Genomic DNA, 25,746 nt, shown 5'->3' on the forward strand with positions numbered 1-25,746 from the left:
TCGCCGCCAGGTCCCCTGATCCACCCCACAAAAACACCCCACCCTCGCGGGGTGGAGCAGCCCGGTAGCTCGTCAGGCTCATAACCTGAAGGCCGCAGGTTCAAATCCTGCCCCCGCAACCAAAATACCCCCCCAATACACAATCCAGACACAGCGTAGCTCTCTCACAGAGAATACGCGTTTATACGCGCGTCTGAATGTCAGGCAGGGCACAAAGCCTATCACTCAGCTCGGGACAGCCCTGCGCCAGTTGCCAAGGCGTGTCTTCTTGTAGTCCATATCAATCACATCAAAAGCTTCTGCAATTGCGTTGTGATGCCTGAACGCAAGACCACCATGGCCGCCAGCAACGGGCTGATCATTCACAATCCGCGATAGCCAACGCATGGAAGCGATCGTCGTGACACCAGGCCCTGTCTCAACCCAAATATTTTCGAAATCGCCGACCTGACAGTATCGTGTCAGGTTTGCGAAGATCCCTTCCAGAATGGCGCCAATTACGGGGTGGTTCGGTTGTGTCATGATGAAGTCGTTATCGACACACCAGGGTGACCCAAACGAATAGGTCAGCAGGCAGGAAAAATCCGCCCCTGCCGCAATGCGTGTAACCGGTGCATGCGAACATGTGTCGACATCCATGTAGATGCCCCCATGTTTGTACAGAGCAGCAATACGCCAGAAATCGGCACGCATGGCTGGATGAAAGCAGCAATCAAAAAGTCTGAGGCCCTCATTGCCATGTTCCTGATACATGAAGGCGCGTGCTGAGGCATCGCAAACCAGTTCGTGCTGGCACTCAGGGTTCATGGCTATGGTTGTTGCGATGCTGCGCCGTACATCCTCGGGTGGATTTGCAGCATGCCAATACTGGATAATCCGGTACGGGATGGATGAAGGTAACCCGTTATCCTGCCCTGGTGGAACGACCTTGAGCCAGTGACTGTCGACCCCCTCTGCCAGAAGGTCGAAACAGGCCATGCGATCCCCTTTGGTAACACGATGCAAGGCAGGAGGCAGTGATGTTACGTCGCCCAGTTTCATGTCCTGAAATGTCATCAGCCCCCTGTGCAAGGCATGTCATCCAATGCTGCCTTGCCCCTCATAACCACGATCGGGGTTATGGACGCCCGATTACTTTCATCGTTCTGCGTGCATATAAGGCCAAATTCAAATCTCTTTTTCGCGTCTTGTTCGGTTGGCTTGCATGGTGTGGTCTTGTACGAGGCCAATCAGGTAGTGCTGTTCAGACTGTCGGTGGTTTGAAGATCCGTGTGAACGATGCCATCCGTTGTCACCACCAGCAGGTGATCACCAACCCACTCTGCCAGGAAGATCTTTTCGAGATCAGCCAGTCCGCGGCGGGAAAGTATTGCCATAAGCCATTCTTTCGAGTGCTTAAGCGCTTCCAGTTCCTTCTCCAGAATTTCACCGCGATGAACCAGGAACTGCGCGGGCTTCTTGGTTTCCTCCTTCATGATGACGCTGACATGGCCGGTTGTCTCGATCTGGGCAAAATCGATATCATCGAAGCTGAAGATGTTCTGCATCCGCAGAGCCGTTGCTACATCCTTGAGGTCGATACGGCTCGCGTTCTCATTGAAGTTCTCGATGAGAAAGACGCCATTACGGATCAGGGTGATCGGTTCGCCTATCGTACGCTTTCTCAGATCAGGGATTTTGCGTGAAAGATAGTTGAAAAGCGCCATGAGCAGGATGCACAGGATGAGCAGGGCGATATAATGCAGGATAGGTAGTTTGTCGTTGTAGAGAATACCTCCAACAACGCCACCCAGTATGAAGTTACCAACCAGATCGACCGCCGACATCATGGCAATCTGATTGCGCCCGGTGACATTCAGATAGGTGATGATAAGGGAAAACCCGATCACGAGCTTGAGGATAACCCAAAGATAGACAGTGATCACGCGACTCCGGTCCTTTGTTAGCTGCTTGAGATCTTCAAGAATTTTGGCCGGAGCGAGTTGCTCCAATATTGTTACATTAAAAAAAATTGCGCTCAAAGCGCGACCGTTTTTGCCTGCGGTAGTCAAATCCCTGATTTAAAAAAATAACCTGTTTCTTGATCGGCCGGTTCAGCCCGTCACCAGCTGCCAGTTTAGCAACCAATCCCGTTGTTCTTCATTTGTTCTCATGTTAGGGGCGCAATGAAGGAGGGCTGTCATGAGAGAGAACGCAGGGTTGGCTATGTTGCGCGACAGTATCGTGCAGATTGAGCAGCGTTATCAGAGCGGGTTTGCAGCGCTTTACCTACAGACGGGCATGGCTGCCGTTGACGAGGCGCTCAAGGGTGGGCTGCGTCGAGGGGCTGTGCATGAGTTTCTGGGGGAGGGGCCTGATCAGGTGCTTTGCGCCCGCCCGACGCGTTTCATAGCGCAGACTCTGGCGCGGAGTACGGGGCCAGTCATCTGGCTTGTGCCTGCCTTCTCCGAGAAAAACCCCATCGAGCATCGCGGAGCAGCGCAGGGAAGGGCTGATGGCTCCGGTTGTGCCTCCGTGCCGGTCCTGGCGGGGCTGCGTGATGCCGGGCTGGATGGCGCGCGGCTGCTCTGTGTTGAGGTCGAAGCTGCGCGCCTGGTTGGTACGATGGAAGATGTGCTGCGCACCAGAGGGGTGACAGCCGTTGTGGCTGACCTGCCTGAACCGTTATCCCTTACAGCCTCGCGTCGCCTGCATCTGGCGGCAGAAAAGACGATGGTCACCGGGTTTGTCGTGCATCGTCATGCACAGCCTCTTTCGCCCAATTCCTGCTGGACGCGCTGGCGCATCGGCCCTGCGCGTGCCGATGCGGTCAGGGTGGGGCTGCGCTCTTTTCCCTCTGCTTCGGGGGGGCTGTCCCTTTCCCTTTTGCGACGTCGTGGGGGTGATGCCCTGTTCTGGAGGGTCGGTACAGACCATGATGCGTCGGCTTCTTTCCCTGTGGCTGCCCCACTGGCACACGACACTCTGGCACAAGAGGCATCCCGAAGCCGACCCCGCCAGACCTCTGGCCCTTTATGGTCGTGAGGGCCAGAGCCGGAAAATCATGGCGGTCAATCAACCGGCCCGGGATTGCGGGGTGGAGAAAGGTCAGTTTCTGGCCATGGCACGCAGTCTTGTGCCGGATCTGGCCGCGCATCCCGTTACGCCCGCAGCCGATGCGCGCGCCTTGCACAGGCTGGCATCATGGTGCCGATGCTTCTCCCCTCTTGTCGCTGTCGATCCGCCAGATGGCCTGTGGATCGACAGCACGGGATGCGCCCATCTTTTCGGGGGTGAGGTCGCCATGCTGGAAACCGTAAGGGACAGGCTGATGGCGCAGGGGCATGCCATTCGTGCGGCTTTGGCGGATACGGCTGGAGCGGCCCATGCTCTGGCACGTTTCGGCGCAAAGGATCTGCTTTGTATCCCCTCTGGCAGCGTGGCTGCAGCACTCGATACCTTGCCCGTCGCTGCCTTGCGGCTTGATGACGAGGAACAGTCGCGGCTTGGTCTTCTGGGAATTGGTCGCGTGGCGGATCTGCGTGCCGTGCCACGTGCTGCGCTGACGCGCCGCTTCGGCAAGGCGGTGCTGTGTCGTCTTGATCAGGCGCTTGGCCACCAGAAAGAAGCTCTGGATTTCGATCAGCCTGCAACAGCCCTGAGCGTGAAGCGCCATCTGATGGAACCAATCGGCACGGCCGAAAGCATCGCGCAGGTCATGGACGTCCTGTGTCAGGATATCGCGACCCTTTTGCAGAAGGGGGGCCTTGGCGCGCGCCGGGTCGATCTGCTTTGCCATCGCGTGGATGACGTGGTTCAGGCAGTGCGGGTGGGAACGGCTGAGCCTGTTAACGAGGCCATGCGCCTGTCCCGCCTGCTTCAGGAGCGTATCGAGACAATCGATCCAGGGTTTGGCATCGAAGTCATGAGCCTGCATGTCGGTCACGCCCAACCCCGTTCGCCGGTGACAGAGGAAGCCATGTTACCGGAGTCCTCCACAGGAGCGGGCGGGCTTCTTCAGGCAGGTCATCCCTCCGCGGGAGAGTCGCTGGTGGTTCTGGCAGAACGACTGCGCAACAAGCCGGGTTTGCGGGCGATCTATCATCTGGCGGAAACCGACTCACCCTTCCCCGAGATGGCCCAGACACAGAGCCTTGCGCCTGTTCCATCATTGGAAGGCGTTTCGCGGCGCTCACATTGGCCGCGACCAACCCGGCTTTTTGCACCGCCACGCGCTATCGCCGCGCCAGAATTGACGGACCACGACGCGCCTCAGGGCTTTGTCTGGCAAGGGCAAAAACTGCGTGTTTGCGGGGCTGATGGGCCGGAGCGGCTACACGGTGCCTGGTGGCAGCATCCCGCGCAGGCAGGGGCCATACGCGATTACTGGATTGTGGAAACCGAGCAAGGCGATCGCTTCTGGCTGTTTCGTCGGGGTGATGGTCAGCATCCCTGGTCGGGTGACGGGGCGTGGTTCGTCCACGGGCTGTTCTGATGACACAGGATTTTGCCTCTCCTCCGGTCATGCGCCCTGCCGAGCCCCGCGAGATTGCGGAAGCTTTGACCCATGCCCTGCGTTTTGACGGGCGTCGGCGTGTTCATGATGCAGATGAACTGATGGCGACCCTCGTGGCCGAGCGGCTGGTGGCGCATCTGGCGCGCTGCGGTTTTGTGCTCATGAAACGTGCCGATGCCGTGGCGCATGATACGAGTGGGCATCATCATCCCAATGACAGGGCAAGAGGCGAGGGGGCATGACCACGCCGCTTCATGTCACGTCCTATTATTCCTTTCTGCGTGGCGTAAGTGCGCCGCATGACCTGTTTTCTGTCGCCCAGGCCCAGGGGCACAGGGCGCTCGCTTTGACCGACCGCCATTCGGTGGCCGGCATGGTGCGCGCCCATGATGCCGCGCGTCAGAGCGGTGTAAGGCTGTTGCCCGGCTGTCGGCTCGATCTGCTCGATGGGTCAACTCTTCTGGCCTATCCGGTTGATCGTGCGGGGTGGGGGGCGCTTTGCCGCCTGTTGACGCTTGGGCACCGCCGGGGTGCGCGGGACGTCTTTTCGCTCGACTGGGGAGATCTGCTCCAGGGGGCACGGGGGCTTGTTCTGGTTCTTCTGCCCGATCAGCCCGATGCCCAGGCACAGCAGCAGTTCCAGCATCTGGCCCGGATCGGTGCAGCCAATAGCCAGCCAGTCTATTGCGGGCTTTCGCATCGCAATGCCCCGGGTGATCTGCTGCGCCTGCGGACGCTGGAGACACTGGCCGCCTCCTGTGGCGTAGCCACCGTGGTGACGGGCGATGTGCTTTATCACGAGGCGCGCTGCCATGTGTTGCAGGATGTCGTAACTGCCATTCGTGAGAACTGCACACTCGATACGCTGGGGGAGCGGCGTGAAAATCATGGTGACAGGGCCCTCAAGACGCCCGGTGCTGTGGCGCAGCTTTATGAGGCTTTTCCCGAGGCACTGGCCCGCGTGGCCGAGATCGAAGCGCATTGCCGCTTTTCGATGGATGATCTTTGCTACCAGTATCCGCAGGAGACTGACCGGCCGGATGAAACGCCGCAGCAGACCCTTGCCCGTCTGGTGCAGGAGGCCCTGCCAAGGCGTTATCCGGCCGGTGTGACGGATGCGGTCAGGCAACAGATCGCCCATGAACTCGCCTTGATCGGCTCGCTTGATTACGCGCCCTATTTTCTGACCGTGCACAGCATCGTGCATCAGGCGCGTGCGCTCGATATTGTCTGTCAGGGGCGCGGCTCTGCCGCCAATTCCGCCATCTGCTATGTGCTGGGTATCACGGCGATAGACCCCGTGCGTTCCGGTCTTCTGTTCGAGCGGTTCATTTCCGCAGAGCGTCGCGAGCCCCCCGATATCGATGTTGATTTCGAAAGCGACCGGCGCGAGGAAATCATTCAGTGGATCTATCGCCGCTACGGTCGCAGCCATGCAGCGTTGTGTGCCACGCTCATGCGCTATCGCCCCAAGGGGGCCTTGCGCGAGACGGGCAAGGTGCTGGGGTTGAGCGAGGATCTGCTGGGCCTGCTCTCGAAATATCTTGCCTCGTCACTGGGGGATCCGGAACAGCTCAAGGTGCGTGCGGCGGAGCTGAACCTCAATCTGTCAGATCGACGCCTGGCGCTGACCCTGCGTGTGGCTGCTGAGCTGGTGGGCATACCACGCCAGCTTGGCACCCATCCGGGTGGCTTTGTGCTGACCCGTGACCGGCTGGATGAACTCGTGCCCATTCAGCCTGCTGCAATGGAGGATCGGCAGATCATCGTCTGGGACAAGGACGATATCGACATTCTCAAGTTCATGAAGGTCGATGTATTGGGCCTGGGCATGCTGGGATGTCTGCGCCGGGGGTTCGAGCTTCTGGCTGAGCATCGCATCCGCCAGCTCGATATGGGCTCGGTACCGCCTGAAGATGACGCGACCTACGCCATGATCCGCCGTGCCGACACACTGGGCACATTCCAGATTGAGAGCCGCGCCCAGATGTCCATGCTGCCGCGCCTCAAACCCAGAACGTTCTATGATCTCGTCATTCAGGTGGCCATTGTGCGCCCGGGTCCCATCCAGGGTGATATGGTCCATCCCTATCTGCGACGGCGCGAAGGGATCGAACTGCCGGATTACCCGCAGCCGGAACTCAGACAGATTCTTGGCAAGACCCTGGGTGTCCCCCTGTTTCAGGAGCAGGCCATGCAGGTGGCCATCAAATGCGCTGGCTTTACGCCCGGTGAGGCCGATCAGCTGCGCCGCTCCATGGCGACGTTCAAGTTCACTGGCGGGGTCTCGCATTTCAGAACGAAGCTGATCGAGGGCATGGTTGCCAATCATTATGATCGCGCATTTGCCGAACGCACCTTCCGCCAGCTTGAAGGCTTCGGGTCCTATGGCTTTCCTGAAAGCCATGCGGCGAGTTTTGCTCTTGTGGCTTATGTCTCGAATTATCTGAAATGCCACCATCCCGATGTGTTTTGTGCGGCCCTGCTCAATTCACAGCCTATGGGATTTTATGCCCCGGCTCAGGTGGTGCGTGACGCGCGCGAACATGGCGTGACCGTGCACGCTATCGATATCAATGCCTCGAGTTGGGATTGCGTGCTTGAGCCTGACCGGGGCAAGCGGACACTGGCCGTGCGTCTTGGTTTCCGCTTTGTGAAGGGCCTGTCGAACGATCACGCGGCCAAACTGATCGCCCATCGCTTTCCGGCCTATGAGTCGCTCGATGATGTTTGGCGTCGTGCTACCATTCCTGTCTCGGCGCTTGAGGCGCTGGCGGCAGCAGATGTCTTTCGCAGCCTCGATCTTGATCGGCGTGCCGCACTCTGGGCCATCAAGGGGCTGGCGGATACGGTTCTGCCGCTTTTTGCCGCGGCCGATCGCAAGCTCAATCGCCCTGGCCCCGAAGTGATCGAGCCTGATTACGCCCCCCGCCCCATGAGTGAGGGCCGCGAGGTCGTGGAAGATTACAACACGCTCGGCCTGACCTTGCGCCAGCACCCGCTGTCGTTTCTGCGTCCGCAACTGGCTGAGCGAGGCATGGTGACCTGTGCCGATCTGCGCCGGTTGCGCGATGGCAGCCGCGTGGTGGTACCGGGGCTGGTTCTGATGCGTCAGCGCCCGGGCACGGCCCATGGCGTGATGTTCATGACGCTGGAGGATGAAACCGGCACAGCCAATATCATCATCTGGAAAGACCGCGCCGAAGCCCAGCGTCGCATTGTGATTGGTGTCAACGCTGTGGCCTGCCATGGAACGCTCCAGCGTGAAGGAGAGGTCATTCACGTGGTGATGCAGCGTCTGGAGGATATTACGAATATGATGCGTTCTATTGCCGTGTCCGAGGCAGAGGAGGGGGCGGTAGCACCTAGATTGAAGGCGCGGGATTTTCACTGAGATAGAGACTTGTTTCTTTCTTTTGGAAAGAGACAAGCAATATTCTGGTATTGTTTTTATATTCAAACATAGATTTAGGGTCTGGGTAAGATAATGAATTATGATCCTGCTGTTTTGCGGCAAATCCTGACAATACCGGAATTGGCGGAATTCGATCTGACCTTCAAGCCCATGTTCGGCGGGATCATGGGATATGCCGGAGGGAAGGTCTTTGCTTCCCTCTCCAATGTCGGCCTGGCCCTCAAGATGAGCGGTAAGGACCGCGAGGCCCTTCTCGCTCTCCCCGGTGCCTGTGCGCTGCGCTATGAACCGGAAAGCGCCCCCAGCAAGACCTATGTGGTTGTGCCAGAGGCGTTGCACACGCGCCCTGATGAGCTGAAAATCTGGGTAGCGCGCTCTGTTGCGGCGCTTCCCGCGGCAAAGCCACGTCGTTAGAAAAAAGGACAGGGCAATCGTATTCCCGCCGTAGAAGCGGGTGGTGACTTGTCTGGCTCAGGATAAAAATTGCCGCCTTCCCGCAGGAGGGGTGAGCATCCTGGCCGCTGATCGGTCGTGCTGGGAGGTTGTAGGGCTTACCTATGCTCGCCATGATTATGAACTCTCTGACGCAGCCTCGCGTCTGGTTGTTGCAGAGCCTGTGTCACCGTCTCAGAAAAGACTGTGCAAAATCGTAACGGAAGGGCACTCTGGGTTGATGCGCTGTTTCATCCCTCTGACTGCTCTGCTCTTTCCCTCTCTGGCAGTGGCGGCTGCTGCGATGCCAAGTCCTGCCGAGATTGTCGATGCCGCGCCGGCCACAGCATGGCGCACCGTGGCACCAGAGCAGTTGCTCATCATGAAGCTGGCCGATGGGGACCGCGTGGTTATCGAGCTGGCATCGGATTTCGCACCGGTCCATGTGGCCAATGTCGTGCGGCTTGCCCGGTCCCATCAGTGGGATGGCGGTGCGATTACCCGAGTGCAGGATAATTATGTCGTGCAATGGCGTGTGCATGACGAGGCGTCCCCTCTACCCGAGGGGTTCGTGGCTCATCCGCCTGCTGAATATGAGCGGCCTCTTAAAGGGCTGGACTACACACCACTTCCTTACCCTGACCCCTATGCAGCAGAGTCCGGCATAGCATCGGGCTGGCTCGTCGGTCGCGAGGGCGCGCAGATCTGGCCAGCGCAATGCTATGGTGTGGTCGGTGTCGGGCGGGACATGCCGCCAGATACGGGGGACGGGCGTGAACTCTATGTAGTCAATGCCGAGGCGCCGCGTCAGCTCGATCGCAATCTGGCTGTCGTCGGGCGCGTCCTGCAAGGCATGGAGCATCTGAGCGCCTTGCCAAGAGGTACGGGGAAACTTGGTTTTTATACCGATCCGCACCAGAATGTGCCGATCGCAAGCATGACGCTGGCTGCGGACCTTCCCTCTGGGGAGCGCCCGGTCTTTCAGGTAATGCGTATCGAAAGCAGAAGCTTTTCACGCTATCTTGCCGCACGCGCTGCCCGTCAGGATCCTTTCTTTGTGCGGCCTGCGCATGGAGTAGCCTTATGCAACGTGCCGATCCCTGCTCGGGAAAAAACCGCAAATCATTTGTGACCTGGCACCTGATCGCAGGCTGACAATCGATCAAGGCCTGGTCACTCGCTCATACCAGGCTGCGCGGGTCATTTTCATGGAGCCATGCCATGCAGATGGCGAGGCGCCAAATTATCATTATAGCCGACGCTCCAACACTGGAGCGTCGCCGAAGTAGTATCTTCCCGTAGTATCTTGCCGGGTGCTCTACCAAGCGGAGAAGAGGGCGAAGCCCTGAACGGTCGATCCGGGTGCAACAGCGACCCGAAGCCGTCGATCAGGCTGTGTCTAAAATGTCTTGATGCAGCCCCATTTCCGTTATAGCGCCATTAATTCCTTTTTCGTATCGATGCGTCTCGTTAATGTTTCTCTCTCTTCCGTTATTGTTGGCGGAGGGAACGGCAGAGGCGCATTAACGTGTCATTCAGATTTCAAGCAGCATCCTTGTTCTTCATGGCCCTTTCAGGTTTGGCGGCAGGGCAGGCTTTGGCTTCCCCATTGCCCGATGGGTATCAACCGACTGTTTCGGCACGCGTCGGTACGCTTGGTATCGGTCCCGAGGTCAGTATCCGTATTCCCAATTCACATTGGGGATTTCGTGGAAACATGAATTTCTTCACCTATAACGATTCTTCTATTTATCATCATCGCTTCACAAACAATAATCCTGCAACCGGCTATGATCTTGATGCGCAGTTCGGCGGGTCGTTCAGGTTTTTCAATGGCGGGCTGACCACCGATTTCTATCCTCTCGGTTCCGGTCTGCGCGTTTCGCTTGGTGTTTATGGTGTGGGTAACCGCGTCACGGCGCGCGCAACACCGACGGGCGACGCCCGCATAGGGCGTCGTATTTATGACGTGCAGGATGCCGGTAGCGTTTCGCTCAAGGCAATTCCCAATCAGGTCGCACCTTATATAGGGTTCGGTTACGCTGGTCGTATTGTGAGCAATATCGTCTTTTCGGTTGATGCCGGTATTCTGGCCGAAGGTAACCCCAAGGTTTCCATGACAACCGAAGGGCCGGCTGCTTCCCTGCCTTCATTCACAGACAGTGTTGAACGGGAGCGACGCCGTATCCAGCACGATGTCAATATTCCGGTCTATCCGGTTCTGGAGCTGGGCCTGGGCTATCGTTTCTAGAGTTCAGGAAGAGCCCCAAACCCGGCCTTGCCAGTCTTATGAGCGACTGACCGTCAAGGCATGGTTTGTGGCGGTTACGTGACTAGGGCCGGTGGAATGGCTCCGATGGCCCGGTCAGTTTCTATGCCCTGCGCTGGTTGTAGACATCAACACAAACGGCACCGAGTAGCACCAGTCCCTTGAGCACCTGCTGGTAGTCGATCCCGATACCCAGGATCGACATGCCATTATTCATGAGACCCATGATCATGGCACCGATCACGGCGCCTCCAACGCGCCCGACACCACCATAAGCCGAGGCCCCGCCGATGAAGCAGGCGGCAATCACGTCAAGCTCGAAGCCAAGTCCAGCCTTGGGTGTGGCGGTGTTGAGCCTTGCAGCAAAAATCAGGCCGCCAAGGGCAGCCAGTACGCCCATATTCACGAAGGTGAGGAAGGTGAGGCGCTCGGTGCGTATGCCCGAAAGCGCTGCAGCGCGTACATTGCCACCCACCGCATAGATCTGCCGTCCCAGCGTGGTACGGCTGGTCATGAAGCTGTAGAGCGCAATCAGCATGGCCATGATGATCAGAACATTGGGCAGGCCACGATAGCTGGAAATCAGGGTTGCGAGATAAACGATGATCCCGAAAACGGCGATGTTCTTGCCGATGAAGAGCGGCATGGGCTCGACATCAATGTCGTTGCGCTGATAGCGCGCCCGCGCCCGGACCGAGCCAAACACCATGGCCGCCGCCACGATGACGCCCAGAATGAGCGAGGTCGGATTGTAATGCCCGATTTTAGGCAGAAACTCGGGAATGAAGCCGGAAGAAAGCTTCTGGAAAACGGTCGAGAAAGGCCCGAGGGACTGGCCGCCCAGCAGGGCCAGAGCCAACCCCTTGAACACCAGCATCCCTGCCAGGGTCACGATGAAGGACGGGATCTTGAAATAGGCAATCCAGTAGCCCTGTGCCGCACCGATCAGCGCGCCAGTGGCGAGACAGGTCAGTGTCGTCACGACGACGTTGCAGTGCCATTGCACCATCAACACCGCTGCCACGGCCCCCGTAAAACCGGCCACCGAGCCGACCGACAGATCGATATGGCCCGAAATGATCACCAGCAACATGCCCAGCGCCATGATGACGATGTAACTGTTCTGAAGCACCAGATTGGTCAGGTTGAGCGGACGAAGCAGGGTCCCGTTGGTCACGATCTCGAAAAACAGTCCGATCGCGACCAGCGAGATGAACATGCCGTATTCGCGCAGATTGTTGCGAATAAACCGCCCCATCGCGCTATTGCCCAGCTTGTGGCCGCCCGGTGCACCACCGGTGGGGCTGGTGTCGCCAGCAGGGGAGAGCGGATTGCCGGGAAGAAGAATATGTTCGCTCATGGTTGTTACGTTCCCGCAGCGAGAGAGGAAACAGCGAGATTGACTGTTTCGCCTGGAATGGTGGCAATCGGCATGGATTCAGATGTGCTGCGCACGATGGCGCGCATGATTTTTTCCTGACTGGCTTCCTCGCGGGTGAACTCACCTACGAAACGCCCTTCATTCATCACGCAGATACGGTCGCATATGCCGAGCAGTTCGGGCATCTCGGATGAAATGACCACGCAGCCCCGGCCGCTATCAGCCATCTGCTGGATCAGGGCATAAATTTCGTATTTGGCCCCGACATCGATGCCACGCGTGGGCTCATCCAGAATGAGCACATCAGGGTTGGTAAACAGCCATTTGGACAGCACCACTTTCTGCTGGTTGCCGCCCGAGAGCTTGCCCGCCATCTGCTGCACATCGGGCGAGCGTATGCGCATCTTGTTGCGATAATCCTGCGCGATACGCAGCTCGGCAATGTCATCAATGACGCCATGATGAGCGATGCCGCGCAGTTCGGCCAGGGAGATGTTGTGGCGTATCTCGTTGCTCAGATGCAGCCCGAGTTCCTTGCGATCCTCGGTGACATAGGCGAGCCCGGCCGCAATGGCGCGGCTTACAGTAGAGACATCGACCGCCTTGCCGCGCATGGTGACATCACCCGATATGCGCGTGCCGAAGGAGCGTCCGAACAGGCTCATGGCAAATTCCGTGCGCCCCGCACCCATGAGGCCTGCAATGCCCACAATCTCGCCTGCGCGAACGTGGAAATCGACATGGCGTATCACCTGACGGTCGGGGTGGAGGGGGTGCCAGGCCGACCAGTCGTGAACCTCCATCAGCATTTCGCCAATATGCGGCGTATGCGGTGGGTAGCGATGCTCCAGATCGCGATTGACCATGAGACGGATGATCTCGTCTTCATCTGCGGGGCCGTTGCGGCAGTCGATTGTGCCGACACTGCGCCCGTCGCGCAGCACGGTGATACGATCAGCCACACGTGAGATCTCATTCAGCTTGTGCGAAATAAGAATGGACGACAGCCCCTCTGCCTTGAAAGCAAGGAGCAGATCGAGCAGGGCAGCACTGTCGCGTTCGTTCAGGCTGGCTGTTGGCTCATCCAGAATGAGCAGGCGCACCTTTTTCGAGAGCGCCTTGGCAATCTCGACGAGTTGCTGCTTGGCCACGCCCAGATGCGTGACGAGTGTTTCGGGTGCATCCGTCAGCCCGACCTGACGCATCAGATCACGCGCCCGCACACGCGCCACGTCGCGGTCGATCACGCCGAAGCGCCCCGGCGGGTGGGTAATGAAGATGTTTTCCTGCACCGAAAGCAGCGGAATAAGCGCCAGTTCCTGATGGATGATGATAATGCCAAGCGCCTCGGAGCCGTTGATATCGGCAAAGCGGCGCTCTTCACCATCGAACACGATCTGCCCGTCATAGCTCCCGGCGGGGTATACCCCGCTCAGGATTTTCATCAGGGTCGATTTGCCTGCGCCATTTTCGCCGCAGAGCGCATGAATTTCGCCAGGCTCGACCGAAAAACTGACATCGCTCAGGGCCTTTACGGGACCGAAACGCTTGGCGATGTTCCGCATTTCAAGAATGGGGCTCATGGCGCTACTCGATCTGGCTTGCGGTGTAATAGCCGCTGTCAATCAGGGTCGGACGGATGTTGGCTTTGGTGACCACGACGGGCGTCAGCAGATAGGCGGGCACGATCTTGACACCGTTGTTGTAGCTCTTGGTGTCGTTCACAGGCACAGTCTTGCCGGCCAGCATGGCATCGACCATATCGGCCGTCACGCCGGCGAGCTTGCGCGTATCCTTGAAGATGGAGGAATACTGGTCACCCGCGAGGATGGATTTGACGGAAGGAATTTCGCAGTCCTGCCCGCTGACATAGGCCATCCGCGTGTCGCCACTGCCATAGCCTACGCCCTTGAGCGAGGAGATGATGCCAATGGAGATGCCGTCATAGGGCGACAGCACGGCGTCGAGATGACGGTCGGTGTAATAGGCGCTCAGCAGGTTATCCATGCGCGACTGCGCTGTAGCGCCATCCCAGCGCAGGGTGGAAACCTTGTCCATCGTCTTCTGGCCGGACGGAATGACCAACTTGCCACTATCCAGATAGGGCTTGAGCACCGACATGGCGCCATTGAAGAAGAAATAGGCATTGTTGTCGTCCGGTGAGCCACCGAAAAGCTCGATATTGAAAGGCCCCTTCGCGTCGGGTAGCCCGAGTGCCTTTACCAGAGAACCTGCCTGGAGCACGCCCACCTGAAAATTATCGAAGGTGGCGTAGTTGCTCACATCGGGTGAATTGCGGATCAGGCGGTCATAGGCAATGACCTTCACACCGCGCTGTGCGGCCTTGTGGAGCGTGTCGGATAACGTGGTGCCGTCGATGGCAGCGATCACCAGAACCTTGTCACCCTTGGCGACCATGTTCTCGATCTGCGAGACCTGGTTGGGCACGTCATCATCGGCATATTGCAAATCGGTATGATAGCCGCGCGATTGCAGGGTTTTGACGATGTTGTTGCCATCCGCAATCCAGCGCGCGGACGACTTGGTAGGCATGGCAATGCCGACAGTGGGCTTGTCGTCGGCATTGGCGCTCCCCAGACCGGCCGGGCCAAAAAGCGCGGTGGTGACGAGGGCAAGAGAGGCAAGACCGGTACTGATTCTGCTCATGACGTGACGTCCAAAATTCCGGTCACAAGCCGCGCTGGGCATGATGCGGGCTGCGACAGAGATAACGGCGGGAGAGAGAGGTCGAGATTTTATGAAAGGATGCGTCGGAAAGCTCTCGCGCTCCCCTAGGGCAGATTGAGAAGCAAACCGACGCTTGAGAGAAAATCCGGCAGGGAGGGCGATCCCTGTATGCAAAAAGCTTTCTGCAGAAGTAACTATGTTACGCCTCACAAAACGAAAGATCGTAACATGAAACGAGTTAACCATATCATTTTGACGTTATAAATAACATTTTTAACGTTTCACGGTAACGTGACAATGATGGACACTTATGGCTCTCGGTGCGCCCAGCGTGCCAGATGTCTGATCCCGGAAGTGCCAATGGACATGCAGAAGCCGGGTCTTTCGCATGCGCAGGGAAGGAGCGCCAGATAAGGTTAGGTGTCTCTGCTCATGTAGCGCACCAAAATAATTGTCTGACGAAATGTTTTGTTGGTTAATAAAAAATATGACAAATACGAACTGATAAAGTAATGGATAGCCCCATCCAGGGAATTCTGATCGACAATTAGTTATTTAAATGCAAATCATCATAAATATAGTCATCTAATAAATTAAATCTTTATAAACACTTCAATGAATAAATATGAATTGTTGAAATAAGCATTGTGATTTTATATGAATAAAATCCGATCCTATTTATCCAATCGACGCGAAGATCGAAAGATATCCGATTCATGCAGACATCCAGTGACAGCCAGTTTGATGGTAGCCAGACCTACGCTATCGATGGGGGTGTTTTTTCGATCAACACCTCTGATCTCCCACGCAGCCAATCATTTTATCAATATGAACTGGATATTGGCGCCAAGGGTGGAACGGTTGATGTCAACGTCAACGCCCTGACAGCGCCGGGCCAATACTGGGTAATCTACGTCAATTTGCCACCAGGTAGTACCGGAGTGGATTTCTACTTCCGTGTCGTCAACAATGCGAATGATTCAATATGGGTATCAACAAGTTACGATCGTCAGGATAATACAACAAGTATGTATTTCAGTACCAAGAACATGTCGGGTGAGCCGTCCTATATTGAATTGGTACTCCCCGGACGGCCCTTCAGCAATTCCTACGGCCCCAACGGTTTTCTGCCCCCCGGAACGGAAATGTACAGTGTGGGTCCGGCCTATTGCTTCCTTGAAGGTGCGCTGATCGAAACCGATTGCGGTGAAGTGCGTGTTGAAGAACTCACCCCCGGTCAGAACGTCATGACCTATGACGCGCAGGGCGCGCGACTGGGTTGGCGTACCATAACATGGACAGGGCATAATACGGGCCAGGTCGGGCATACCGGGCATGATGATGTTGATCACAGACCAATCTGCATTCTCGAAAATGCGTTTGGCTGGGGCATGCCCCATACGACCCTGTCTGTGACACCTGAACATTGTTTCCTGATCGATGGCGTGCTGCTTCCGGCCAGAATGCTGGTCAATCACCGGTCTGTTTTCTATCTGACCGATCTGACGCGCTATCCCTATTTTCATTTCAAGACCGAAGGTCATGCCATTGTCAGGGCGAATGGTATCCTGACCGAAACCTTGCGTGATGACGTGCGCCAGTTTGTGCGTCGCAGTGCCGGGGGGAATGCCGAGGGGGCAGGGCTGAACGCTTCGGCCGAGGCGGCGTTTGCGGCACCTCTATGTACGGATCACGGGTTGGCCCATACCATTCATACCCGCCTGAATGAGCAGGCTACGGCTATGGGTTTGCAGGCGCAGACCCATATGAGAGTGCTTGAGCATGATGCCGGCCTTCATCTGGTTCTGGCGGATGGACGTCGCCTGGACCCGATCCGCCTCAATCAGCGCTGGGCGGTGTTCTCCCTGCCCGCGGGGCAGAATGCCGTGCAGATCGTTTCACGTCATGCGCGCCCTTGTGACACCCATGGCCCCTATCTGGATGACAGGCGTGACCTTGGGGTGCGCGTGGGCGAGGTCACCCTGTTCGGGTCTGACATAACGCGCTCTGTCACAGCCCATCTCGACGGTCATGCTGTTGCAGGCTGGCATGATGAGGGTGCAGGCGCGCAGTCGCGCTGGACGAATGGCCGGGCTTTGCTTCCCCTCGGTGAGGCGCTGGGAACACAGGCTCTTATGACGATCGAAGTGCTGGAGACGGCGCTGTATTTCCAGGATTATTCGACAGGGACGGTCGCCAGCGAACAGGTCGCAGCCTGACGTGGATCCGGATGGGGCAGAAGGCAGAATCTTCTGCCTTTTGCCTGCCTGTCCTGCACGACATGGGCGGCATCAGGTATCATGTTTTCGTGCCGCATGATCTCGGTGCAAAAGGCAGTCCACCTGTTGCTTCAGTGAGGCTGATCGTTCCCTGTTTCGCCATGGGGCAGAAAGCCGACAGGGCGATCGAGACAGGCGGGATGGCCAGACTGGACCCCGCGGGACACCATGAAAAATCGTCGACAGGATATGCTCGGTCAGGGTGAGCACGTCCCGGTTGATGATAAGGCCGAGCAGGGGCCAATGTCGTCTGACGGCAAGGCGTAACGGGTGCATGAGAAAACACTCCTCGTCTCATCGAGACATATGATGGGGGGGATGAGGGTGCGCGGGTCTCAATGCCGAACCGCCCCCCCTGCGCTCTGGATAATGGGCTTGTGGGAGGCATCGGCAATCAGCCGGAGAGCGGTCGGGTGATGAGGCCCGATCTGTGCATCTCCTCATCCATCAGATTCGCTGCGAGATGGAAGGCGCGCCGGGCATGGGCGTAGGGCAGCCATTGCCCCATCATGTTCCACGGCATGCCGTTATTATAGGTCGCGATGGCCATAAGCGTGCTTCCGTTGCTTGCATCGATGGCCAGAAGTTCCTCGCTGGCGCCCCCCGGTGCTGGTGGGGGAATGGGCGGCAAGCCGCCTCCTGCCGCGCCAGCCGCAAATCCGGCGATGATGGGCAAGGCATTGTAGTACCATTGGCTGCGACGCAGATTTGTGATGGCCGCTCTGATGCGGATTGTTCCGGGGGGCAGGGTGGCAAGGCCGGTCTCGTTCAGGATCACCAGATCCTTGCCCAGTGTCTTGTGCAATTCATCCTCGAACGCCCGTATCACGCGTTGCTGGGCTTGCGGGGAGAGATGGGCTGCCTTGCTCGTCGGGCGCCATTGCACTGGCTCGATCACTGCATAACGGTAGATGATTCCGGCCGGTGCCTTGGGAGCAAAAACCAGATCATCACCGTGATTGTCAGGATGGGCCATGAGCCCATAGGTCTCGGGCGCAATGAAGCCGGTCTTCGTCGTTCCCTGTCCGGCGCAGGCGCTCAGCGCCATCATGCTGGTTATCAGGACGGGATACAGAAATCCGGGGTTCATCCGCCGTGGTGAGGCGGGTTTGCAGGCCAGAGAACGGGTGAGGGAACGAATGGCGTAAGGCAGGCGAAACATGGTCAGGTGCGTCTCCCGGGCAGGAAAGGCGGCGCAATCTCCTGACAGACAGGGGACGGGCCGGGTGATTTCCCTTTTTCTGCCGGTCGCGTCTTTCTGCGTTATGTCCCGTCTGTGGCCATGTGGAAATATTGGCGTCTTTCAGTCGGAAGCGGGCAACAGGACACGCACACGCAATCCGCCTTCCGCCCGGTTCTCGATGATGATATCGCCGCCCAGACCGCGCATGACGGTACGGGCCGATGTGAGGCCAAGTCCAACCCCGCCAGTCTGCCGGTTGCGCGATTTGTCCAGCCGGAAATACGGCTCGAACACGGCATCGAGCGCATCGGGTGGAATCCCTGGACCATGATCGAGAATGGTGACGACCCAGCCCGTCGCCCGGATCCCTGCGGATGAAGCGCCTGTCATATCGGCTGGCGCGAGGATAATCTGCGGCGGCGTTGCATATTTGATCGCGTTCTCGACCAGATTGGTGAAAACGCGCTTCATGGCATTGACCGGACCGCGATATCCCACCCGGCCCGGATTGTCGTAACGCACATCATGCCCCTGATCGCAGAAATCATAGGCGACGGTTTCAAGCAGCCCGGAAAGATCGAAAGCCGTCTGTGTTTCATGGGAGGCATCGTCGCGGAAGAACGACAAGGCGCCATCGATCATGGCCTGCATCTCGTCAACATCGCGAAACAGCAGTTTCTGTTGCGTCGGGCAATCAATGAACTCTCCGCGTAGCCTGATACGCGTGAGCGGCGTGCGCAGATCATGCGAAATGGCAGCAAGCATCGTGGTGCGATCGAGGATGAATTTCGCGATACGCGCCTGCATGGCGTTGATCGTCACCGCTACCTGACGGATCTCTCTGGGCCCCGCTTCGCTGACACGTGCATAGTTTGGCTGCGCATCGAGCCGGCGGACTTCGTGGGCCAGATATTCGATCGGGCGTGAAAGCTGGCGTGAGGCGATGAGTGACACCGCGATGATCCAGACAAACAGCATTATGCCTTCCAGCATGAGGCGCTGAAAGGCGTAAAGCCCCCAGAAACGCTGAAGGGCAACACAAAGCACCCAACTGCCGTCATCGAGCTGGATCCCGACGAAATATGCGTCGTGATACAGCGAACGGTCATAGGGCAGGCCGGGTAGGGTAGAGACAGGGTTATCTTCCTGGAACACTGCGATGGCAGGAGGCCTTTGCCCCAGAAACGGGCTCAGGAAATGCCAGCTCTCCTCAATCTCGCTGCGACGGTAATGCCCTGCGGCCAGAGCCTTCGCGAGCGGCGAGGCTTCCGGGTACCACCCGAAATGGATCTGTCTGGTCTGTGCCGCCGCCAGCAGTGTTTCCCTGTCCGTGGCGGGGGCGACCCGCACCATGCGAAGCACAGCCCCAACCTCTCTCACCATACCGGTGGCCTCGATATCAGGCTTGCTCCACTGGCCGCCAAATTCGACAAAGATCGCGAGCAACAGCAGCGTTATCCCGGCGGCAAGGGCCACTGTGACAATCAGGCGGCGGGAGATGGTGTCCTGTGTGAAAGCGCGATCGGGAGGGAGCCTCGCCCATCTCATCGTTTCACCGCAGCGGTGAACATATAGCCGCCATTGCGCACGGTGCGTATCAGGGTCGGATTTCTGGGATCGTCCTCCAGCTTGGCGCGCAGGCGGCTGACCTGCACGTCGATACTGCGATCGAAGGCAGCATGGTCGGGGCCGCGAGCCATATCCATCAGCTGGTCCCGCGTGAGAACGCGTTGCGGATGTTCGACAAAAGTCAGCAGCAGATCGAATTCACCCCTCGAGAGCGGGACGAGCGACTGGTCCTGCGCGCGTAGTTCGCGACGGGCAACATCCAGAACCCAGCGACCGAAACGAAGGACAGGGCGCAGCGACGGGGTTGTCTCGCCCGGCGTGGCAGCACGACGCAGGACCGCCTTGACCCGGGCCAGAAGCTCGCGCTGGTCAAATGGCTTTGTCAGGTAATCATCGGCCCCAATCTCGAGCCCCACAATACGGTCAGTCAGATCGGCCATGGCAGAAAGCATGATGACCGGGATGCGGGATCGGGCACGCAGGCGCTGGCACAGGCTGAACCCGTCCTCATTGCGGAGCATGATATCGAGAATCACCAGATCGACCGGTTGCCTGTCCAGAATGGCAAACATGGTCTCGCCCGTTTCGGCCGTGGAGACCTGATAGTGATGCTTTTGCAGAAAGCTGCCGAGAAGGGTCAGGATATCCTGGTCATCATCGACAACAAGAAGATGAGGCATTGGGGTCATCCCTCGGTCGTATCACGTAGGCTCGCCCGTATGATGTCAGCAACGGACATGATGTTTCAAGTTGCAAACAATCGGATGGAGCGATGCTCCGGGTCACAGGTGAAAGGCGAGCGCACCCTGTCCTCTCGGAACTTTGCATCTCCTTCGGCAAAGCTGCTAGGAAATGAGCGACGGTGCCTCGCAAGGGGTGAAAAGGGAAGCAGGTTCGTGCCATGTGCATCAGTCCTGCGCTGCCCCCGCAACTGTAGGTGGTATGTCATTGCCGTCGCAGCCCACTGGTGACCATGCCGGGAAGGGGGCGGCAATGCCGGGCAACCGGGACCATGAGCCAGGAGACCTGCCGTCGCGTCACCGATTTCACGATCCGGCGGGGTGCCCGGAGCGCGACAGACCATGAACCCGCCCCCGTCATCGAGGGGCGGCTCATGGCAGGCCGGGATATCCCGGCAATCATCCTTGTGCCCTGTTGCGCCCGTTTTGCGGGTCTGGTCCGGGATTGTTCATGGCCGAACCGATAACATCTTGCGATACGCCTCCCGTCATTCATGTCTGCCTCACCTGCAGGGACGGGGGTGAGGCACTGCACGAGGCCCTCTTGCAGCAGGCGACCACCGCCGGTGTGCGTGTCGAGGGGGTCGAATGCCTTGCGGCGTGCCAGCGGGGCTGCACCGCCACCCTGTCCATGCCCGGCAAATGGTCCTGGCTTCTGGGAGGGTTGAGGCCCGAACTGGCGGAGGATCTGATGGTCTATGCCAAGGCCTATGAACACTCGCGCTCAGGAACGGTCATGCCCTCAAAGCGTCCTGAAAGCCTGCGCGATATTATTCTGGGGCGTTTCCCTGGCCAGTTGTCGCCGTCAGGCGAATCTCTTCAACCTGCTGCACCTGCCCAACCTGCCGCATCTGAAAGACTGTCATGAGCAAGATTCCTGTTACCATCATCACCGGCTTTCTCGGCGCGGGCAAAACCACCCTGCTGCGTCACCTGATCGAGAAATCGGATGGCCGCCGCATCGCGATCGTGGTCAATGAATTCGGGTCTCTGGGCATTGATGGCGAGACCCTGCGCGGGTGCAGTATTCCGAACTGCCCTGAGGAAGACATCGTCGAGCTGACCAATGGCTGCCTGTGCTGCACCGTGGCGGATGATTTCATCCCCACCATGGAAGCCCTTCTTGATCGCCCGACCTCGCCCGATCACATTGTCATCGAGACCTCGGGTCTTGCCTTGCCCAAGCCGCTGCTCAAGGCGTTCGGCTGGCCGAGCGTGCGCACGCGCATGACGGTGGATGGCGTGATTACCGTGGTAGATGCGCCGGCAGTGGCCGATGGCCGCTTTGCCGATGACCCGGCGGCCGTGGCGAAGCAGCGTGAGGAAGATGAATCGCTCGACCACGACAACCCGCTGGAAGAAGTTTACGAGGATCAGCTGGATTCAGCCGATCTGGTCATTCTCAACAAGACGGATCTGCTGGATGACGCCGCCCTCACTGCGGTCGAGGCCGGTCTTGCTGCACGCAAGCGTCGGGTGCGCGTGATTCGTGCCCGTGAAGGGCGCGTCGATCCGGCTGTGCTGCTCGGCCTTGCCGCTGCGGCAGAGGACGATCTGGCAGCACGCCCCTCGCATCATGACGGGGCGGATGAGCATGAGCATGACGATTTCACGAGTTTCGTGCTGAGCATGCCCGAACAGGCCAGTGCCGAAGCCTTTATCGCCAGACTTGAGAAGGTGGCGCGTGAGCATGATGTGCTGCGTATGAAAGGCTTTGCCCGCGTGGCAGGCAAGAGCCTTCGTCTGGGCGTGCAGGCGGTGGGCGCGCGCATCCGACATGCCTATGAGCAGGGCGAGGCGCCAGAGGGCAGGCTGGTTGTGATCGGTTTGCAGGGGCTTGACCCCGCGGCTGTGCAGCGCAGCTTCGACGCAGGCTGAGCCATGCATATTCTCTTTCGGGAAACGCATGATCTGGATGGGCAGGCCGTGGCCGAGGACCTCGCCCACGCGCCAGCCGATCTTGTCCTGCTGTCGTTTTCCGAGAGTGACCTGTTGGGCCTGCGCGATGTGCACAGGGCATCAGACCCCAGTTTGCAGGTCGCCACCCTGTCGCGCCTGCGTCATCCCCTGTCGGTGGATCTTTATCTGGAGCAGACGATTGCCCATGCACGTTGTGTGGTGGTGCGCTTGCTCGGGGGCACCGAATACTGGCGTTACGGCGTGGATGAACTCAGGCTCGTCTGTCGGGAAAAGGCCATTCCACTGGCCTTCATCACCGGCGAGGCCACGCCGAATACCGCACTCGAAAGCCTCTCAAGCATCGCGCCCGCCCAATGGGCCCGGCTCGACAGCCTGTTTCGCGAGGGCGGAACACGCAATCTGCGCTGTGCGCTCACCCTTATGGGGGCTATTGCCGGATTACATGCAGATGACGGGGCCGAGGCCGAAAAGCTGCCTGAGGCCGGAATTTACCGTCGCCTGAACACGGACGTCTCCAGTCGGGCTCTGGTCGTGTTCTACCGCGCCCACCTCCTTTCTGCCGATCTCGATGGGATCGATGCGCTGGCAGAGGCGATCGCAGCTGCCGGATGCGGGGTCGATCTGGTGTATGTCTCGTCCCTCCGCGCGGCCAAAGTCGTGCCTTTTCTCGACCGGTGGCTAGTGGACGAGCCTCCCGACATCATTCTGAATGCCACGTTCTTCGCCTCTCGTGGGGATGATGGCGAGGCATCGGTTCTAGAAGCAGCGGGTGTGCCCATCGTCCAGCTGCTCCAGCCGGGCACGACGCTTGAAGGGTGGCGCAAGGCCGCCCGGGGGCTGTCACCGTCCGATCTTGCCATGCAGATCGTCCTGCCCGAATTTGACGGTCGTCTTTCAGGGGCACCCATATCGTTTCGCGATGAGGCACCGCCCGGCCTGCCAGCCCGGCGCGTAGCTTATGCCCCCGGTATCGCGCAAATTGTGCGCCAGATGCAGGGCTGGTTGCGTCTGGCAGCCGAAACGCCGGGCGAGCGGCGTCTGGCGCTGGTTCTCTCCGATTATCCCGGTGCCGAAGGGCAGGCTGCCCACGCTGTTGGGCTGGACAGTTTTGCCAGTGTCGAGGCCATCGCCACCATGCTGGCCAGTGCGGGATACGACGTGCCATCTCTCGTCGCATCAGAGCTGCCGGACAGATTGTGCCGCGCCGCACCCACTCTCATCATGAGTGCCGACGCCTATCGAGCGGCTTTCGACACCCTGCCTGAGTCGTTCCGGCAAAAAGTCATTGCAACATGGGGGATGCCCTCTCAGCCGGTCAGTGTGCGCTTTTTGCGCGTCGGCGCTCTTATTCTCGCCCTTCAGCCCGGTCGGGGTCAGGAGTCTGACCGCAAGGCGCAGTATCACGACCCCGATATTGCGCCCTGCCATGCCTATATCGGCTTCTATCTCTGGCTGCGCCGGATAGGCGATATCAGTGCAATGATACATCTGGGCACACACGGCACGCTGGAATGGTTGCCCGGCAAGGCTGTGGCGCTCTCACCTGAATGTGCCCCCGCTGTGCTGCTGGACGGGGTGCCGGTCATCTACCCTTTCATTGTCAACAACCCCGGTGAAGCCGCTGCGGCCAAAAGGCGTCTCGGTGCGGTGATGATCGGTCACATGACCCCGCCCGTGCAGCGTGCAGGGCTCGACAGCGCCATGGAGTCCCTCGAACGCCTGATCGACGAATATGCCGAGGCAGACGGGCTGGACAAGCGACGCGGCACCATGCTGCGCCGTCAGATTCTCGATCGGGCTGCCGATCTGGGCGTGCTGGCCGAGAGCCATTCAGGCGCTACCGGCCGGGAAGGGGGCGATGGGCGCAATGCACGCGTAGGGACGCCCAGGGATGATCCGGCGGATGAGGCTGAGGCGCTGGCGCGGCTCGACGCCTATCTCTGCGACGTCAAGGACCTCCAGATACGTGATGGCCTGCATGTTTTCGGCTGTACGCCGCCCCGCCATGATGCGCTGGTCGCGATGCTGTCCGAAACAGCCCATGTCCCCCCCGAGGCAGTACGGGCGCGTCTTGATGCCTGTCCTGAGGCCGAGCGTCTGGCTCTTCTGGCGGCGCTCGACGGTCGTTTCATCCCTCCCGGCCCCTCGGGCGCGCCGACACGCGGGCGTCTGGATGTGCTGCCGACGGGCCGCAACCTGACAACGACCGACCCGCGTATGGTGCCCACTCGGGCCGCCCTGCTTCTGGCCCATCGCACGGTCGAGCTTCTGCTGGCACGGCATATCCAGGAGGAAGGCGAAAACCTGCGTCATCTCGTGCTCGATCTGTGGGGCAGCGCCACGCTGCGCACGGGGGGAGAGGATATGGCGCTGGCTTTCCTGCTCATGGGCGTGCAGCCCCGGTGGGATGCCACAAGTGGCAGGCTTTGCGGCTTTGAGATCGTGCCGCTCACCGTGCTTGACCGGCCCCGTGTGGATGTCACTTTGCGTATATCGGGGCTGTTTCGCGATGCGTTTCCGGGGCTGATCGATCTGTTCGATCAGGCCTCACGCGCCGTAGCCGCGCGTGCAGAAGACGCGGAGTGGAACCCGCTCACTCTGGACCCTGACAGCTCGCGCATATTCGGTGCGGCACCGGGGGCCTATGGCACAGGACTCGAGGCGTCACTGAGCCAGGGGGGCTGGAAGGACAGGGACGAGCTTGGCCGTCGCTATCTTGAAGGGTCACAATGGAGCTATGGCGGCGGTCGGGAAGGCGTCAGGGCCGGGGCGGAGCTTGCCAGTCGTCTCGGTCGGGCAGAGGTCGTGCTGCACATGCAGGACCATGCCGAGACGGATCTGCTCGAAAGTGTCGATATGGCAGCGCATGAAGGCGGGCTTGGTGCCGCAGCGTCCAGCCTTGGGAATTCACCGATCCTGCTTCATGGCGATACCAGCCAGCCCGATACGCCCCGGCTGCGCGATGTGGCGCAGGAAGTGGCGCGTGTGACGCGGGGCAGACTGGCCAATCCGCGCTGGATTGCGGGCATGATGCGCCATGGCTATCGGGGTGCTTCGGAAATGGCGCGTGGTGTCGCAGCGCTTCAGGGCTGGGCGGCAACACTGCCCACACGGCTGGACCGACAGATCGATCTTGCCTTCTCGGCTTTGCTGGAAAACGAGGAATGCGCCGCGTTTCTGGAGGCCCATAATCCGGAGGCGCTGTCAGACATGAAGCACCGTTTTGCCGATCTGCTCGATCGCGATCTGTGGCGGCCGCGCAGCAACGCGGTGGCGAGAGTGCTGGTGAGCAACGATGAGCCGGTCTGATCTGCGAAGAGGGCAATCCAGATCCAGCACATGTGCGGTTCTGACGAGGAAGGCTATGCTCTTGAA

20 protein-coding genes, 1 tRNA gene and 1 riboswitch are annotated in these 25,746 nt (G+C 59.1%); of the genes, 13 read left to right on the forward strand and 8 right to left on the reverse strand.

Annotated elements, in window-relative coordinates:
- Positions 1-45 precede the first annotated feature (45 nt).
- Positions 46-122: transfer RNA gene (locus F3J08_RS09390), tRNA-Met, on the forward strand.
- A gap of 103 nt (positions 123-225) precedes the next feature.
- Here the strand turns inward: F3J08_RS09390 and F3J08_RS09395 are convergent.
- Together F3J08_RS09395 and F3J08_RS09400 are read right to left on the reverse strand one after the other, a co-directional pair.
- Positions 226-1,041 carry a glycosyltransferase family 32 protein gene (locus tag F3J08_RS09395; protein WP_166929555.1) on the reverse strand — a complete coding sequence of 272 codons (816 nt, stop codon included), beginning with the start codon at positions 1,039-1,041 and terminating at the stop codon, positions 226-228.
- Positions 1,042-1,229: 188 nt separating this feature from the next.
- Positions 1,230-1,925, reverse strand: a complete 696-nt coding sequence (locus tag F3J08_RS09400; RefSeq protein ID WP_166929557.1) for a YetF domain-containing protein — start codon at positions 1,923-1,925, stop codon at positions 1,230-1,232.
- A gap of 256 nt (positions 1,926-2,181) precedes the next feature.
- Between F3J08_RS09400 and F3J08_RS09405 the strand changes: the two genes are divergently transcribed.
- The 7 genes from F3J08_RS09405 to F3J08_RS09435 all read left to right on the forward strand — a co-directional run bounded on the left by F3J08_RS09405 (position 2,182) and on the right by F3J08_RS09435 (position 10,593).
- On the forward strand, positions 2,182-3,024 hold the full coding sequence (locus F3J08_RS09405) for an ImuA family protein (protein WP_166929559.1): 843 nt from the start codon (positions 2,182-2,184) through the stop codon (positions 3,022-3,024).
- On the forward strand, positions 2,915-4,474 hold the full coding sequence (locus tag F3J08_RS09410; RefSeq protein ID WP_166929560.1) for a DNA polymerase Y family protein: 1,560 nt from the start codon (positions 2,915-2,917) through the stop codon (positions 4,472-4,474). The genes F3J08_RS09405 and F3J08_RS09410 overlap by 110 nt, the downstream gene beginning before the upstream one ends.
- On the forward strand, positions 4,474-4,737 hold the full coding sequence (locus tag F3J08_RS09415; protein ID WP_166929562.1) for a hypothetical protein: 264 nt from the start codon (positions 4,474-4,476) through the stop codon (positions 4,735-4,737). Before F3J08_RS09410 ends, F3J08_RS09415 begins: the two co-directional genes overlap by 1 nt.
- Entirely contained in the window at positions 4,734-7,889 is a 3,156-nt protein-coding gene (locus F3J08_RS09420) for an error-prone DNA polymerase (RefSeq protein WP_166929563.1), read from the forward strand. The genes F3J08_RS09415 and F3J08_RS09420 overlap by 4 nt, the downstream gene beginning before the upstream one ends.
- 93 nt (positions 7,890-7,982) lie before the next feature.
- Complete coding sequence (locus F3J08_RS09425) at positions 7,983-8,324, forward strand: TfoX/Sxy family protein (protein ID WP_166929564.1); 342 nt, start codon at positions 7,983-7,985, stop codon at positions 8,322-8,324.
- 259 nt (positions 8,325-8,583) lie between these two features.
- Positions 8,584-9,474, forward strand: coding sequence for a peptidylprolyl isomerase (locus tag F3J08_RS09430; protein WP_166929783.1), 891 nt, complete (start codon positions 8,584-8,586; stop codon positions 9,472-9,474).
- A gap of 432 nt (positions 9,475-9,906) precedes the next feature.
- Positions 9,907-10,593, forward strand: coding sequence for a hypothetical protein (locus tag F3J08_RS09435; protein ID WP_122038967.1), 687 nt, complete (start codon positions 9,907-9,909; stop codon positions 10,591-10,593).
- 121 nt (positions 10,594-10,714) lie between these two features.
- Here the strand turns inward: F3J08_RS09435 and mmsB are convergent, their stop codons facing one another.
- Genes mmsB through chvE form a run of 3 tightly spaced genes read right to left on the reverse strand, consistent with a single transcriptional unit; the run spans position 10,715 to position 14,659 of the window.
- Complete coding sequence (gene mmsB, locus F3J08_RS09440; RefSeq protein ID WP_122038966.1) at positions 10,715-11,971, reverse strand: multiple monosaccharide ABC transporter permease; 1,257 nt, start codon at positions 11,969-11,971, stop codon at positions 10,715-10,717.
- Positions 11,972-11,976: 5 nt separating this feature from the next.
- Complete coding sequence (mmsA, locus tag F3J08_RS09445) at positions 11,977-13,575, reverse strand: multiple monosaccharide ABC transporter ATP-binding protein (protein WP_122038965.1); 1,599 nt, start codon at positions 13,573-13,575, stop codon at positions 11,977-11,979.
- Positions 13,576-13,579: 4 nt separating this feature from the next.
- Positions 13,580-14,659 carry a multiple monosaccharide ABC transporter substrate-binding protein gene (gene chvE, locus F3J08_RS09450; RefSeq protein WP_122038964.1) on the reverse strand — a complete coding sequence of 360 codons (1,080 nt, stop codon included), beginning with the start codon at positions 14,657-14,659 and terminating at the stop codon, positions 13,580-13,582.
- 737 nt (positions 14,660-15,396) lie between these two features.
- On the opposite strand from chvE, the gene F3J08_RS09455 reads away from it, so the two are divergent.
- Positions 15,397-16,899, forward strand: a complete 1,503-nt coding sequence (locus tag F3J08_RS09455; protein ID WP_166929566.1) for a Hint domain-containing protein — start codon at positions 15,397-15,399, stop codon at positions 16,897-16,899.
- Positions 16,900-17,353: 454 nt separating this feature from the next.
- Here the strand turns inward: F3J08_RS09455 and F3J08_RS09460 are convergent, their stop codons facing one another.
- The 3 genes from F3J08_RS09460 to F3J08_RS09470 all read right to left on the reverse strand — a co-directional run bounded on the left by F3J08_RS09460 (position 17,354) and on the right by F3J08_RS09470 (position 20,400).
- Positions 17,354-18,121: a DUF3313 family protein gene (locus F3J08_RS09460; RefSeq protein ID WP_240149260.1), complete on the reverse strand. Its 768-nt coding sequence runs from the start codon at positions 18,119-18,121 to the stop codon at positions 17,354-17,356.
- Positions 18,122-18,262: 141 nt separating this feature from the next.
- Positions 18,263-19,690, reverse strand: a complete 1,428-nt coding sequence (locus tag F3J08_RS09465) for a HAMP domain-containing sensor histidine kinase (protein ID WP_166929568.1) — start codon at positions 19,688-19,690, stop codon at positions 18,263-18,265.
- The gene (locus F3J08_RS09470) at positions 19,687-20,400 is read right to left on the reverse strand and encodes a response regulator (protein ID WP_205206889.1); all 714 of its coding nucleotides are present in this window, start codon (positions 20,398-20,400) and stop codon (positions 19,687-19,689) included. The genes F3J08_RS09465 and F3J08_RS09470 overlap by 4 nt, the downstream gene beginning before the upstream one ends.
- A 154-nt stretch (positions 20,401-20,554) precedes the next feature.
- Positions 20,555-20,760, forward strand: a riboswitch (cobalamin riboswitch).
- Between F3J08_RS09470 and F3J08_RS09475 the strand changes: the two genes are divergently transcribed.
- The 4 genes from F3J08_RS09475 (at position 20,724) to cobN (ending at position 25,680) form a co-directional block, all read left to right on the forward strand.
- Positions 20,724-20,918, forward strand: coding sequence for a hypothetical protein (locus F3J08_RS09475; RefSeq protein WP_166929570.1), 195 nt, complete (start codon positions 20,724-20,726; stop codon positions 20,916-20,918). Its footprint overlaps the riboswitch before it by 37 nt.
- Complete coding sequence (locus tag F3J08_RS09480; RefSeq protein WP_166929571.1) at positions 20,903-21,319, forward strand: DUF1636 domain-containing protein; 417 nt, start codon at positions 20,903-20,905, stop codon at positions 21,317-21,319. The genes F3J08_RS09475 and F3J08_RS09480 overlap by 16 nt, the downstream gene beginning before the upstream one ends.
- Positions 21,316-22,329 carry a cobalamin biosynthesis protein CobW gene (gene cobW / locus F3J08_RS09485; protein WP_166929573.1) on the forward strand — a complete coding sequence of 338 codons (1,014 nt, stop codon included), beginning with the start codon at positions 21,316-21,318 and terminating at the stop codon, positions 22,327-22,329. Before F3J08_RS09480 ends, cobW begins: the two co-directional genes overlap by 4 nt.
- Positions 22,330-22,332: 3 nt before the next feature.
- Positions 22,333-25,680 (forward strand): cobaltochelatase subunit CobN, encoded by a 3,348-nt coding sequence (gene cobN, locus F3J08_RS09490; protein WP_166929574.1) that lies wholly within the window; start codon positions 22,333-22,335, stop codon positions 25,678-25,680.
- Positions 25,681-25,746: the final 66 nt, after the last annotated feature.

The sequence above is a fragment of the Asaia sp. As-1742 genome, from assembly GCF_011753235.1.
GTDB classification, from domain to species: Bacteria; Pseudomonadota; Alphaproteobacteria; order Acetobacterales; family Acetobacteraceae; genus Asaia; species Asaia bogorensis_B.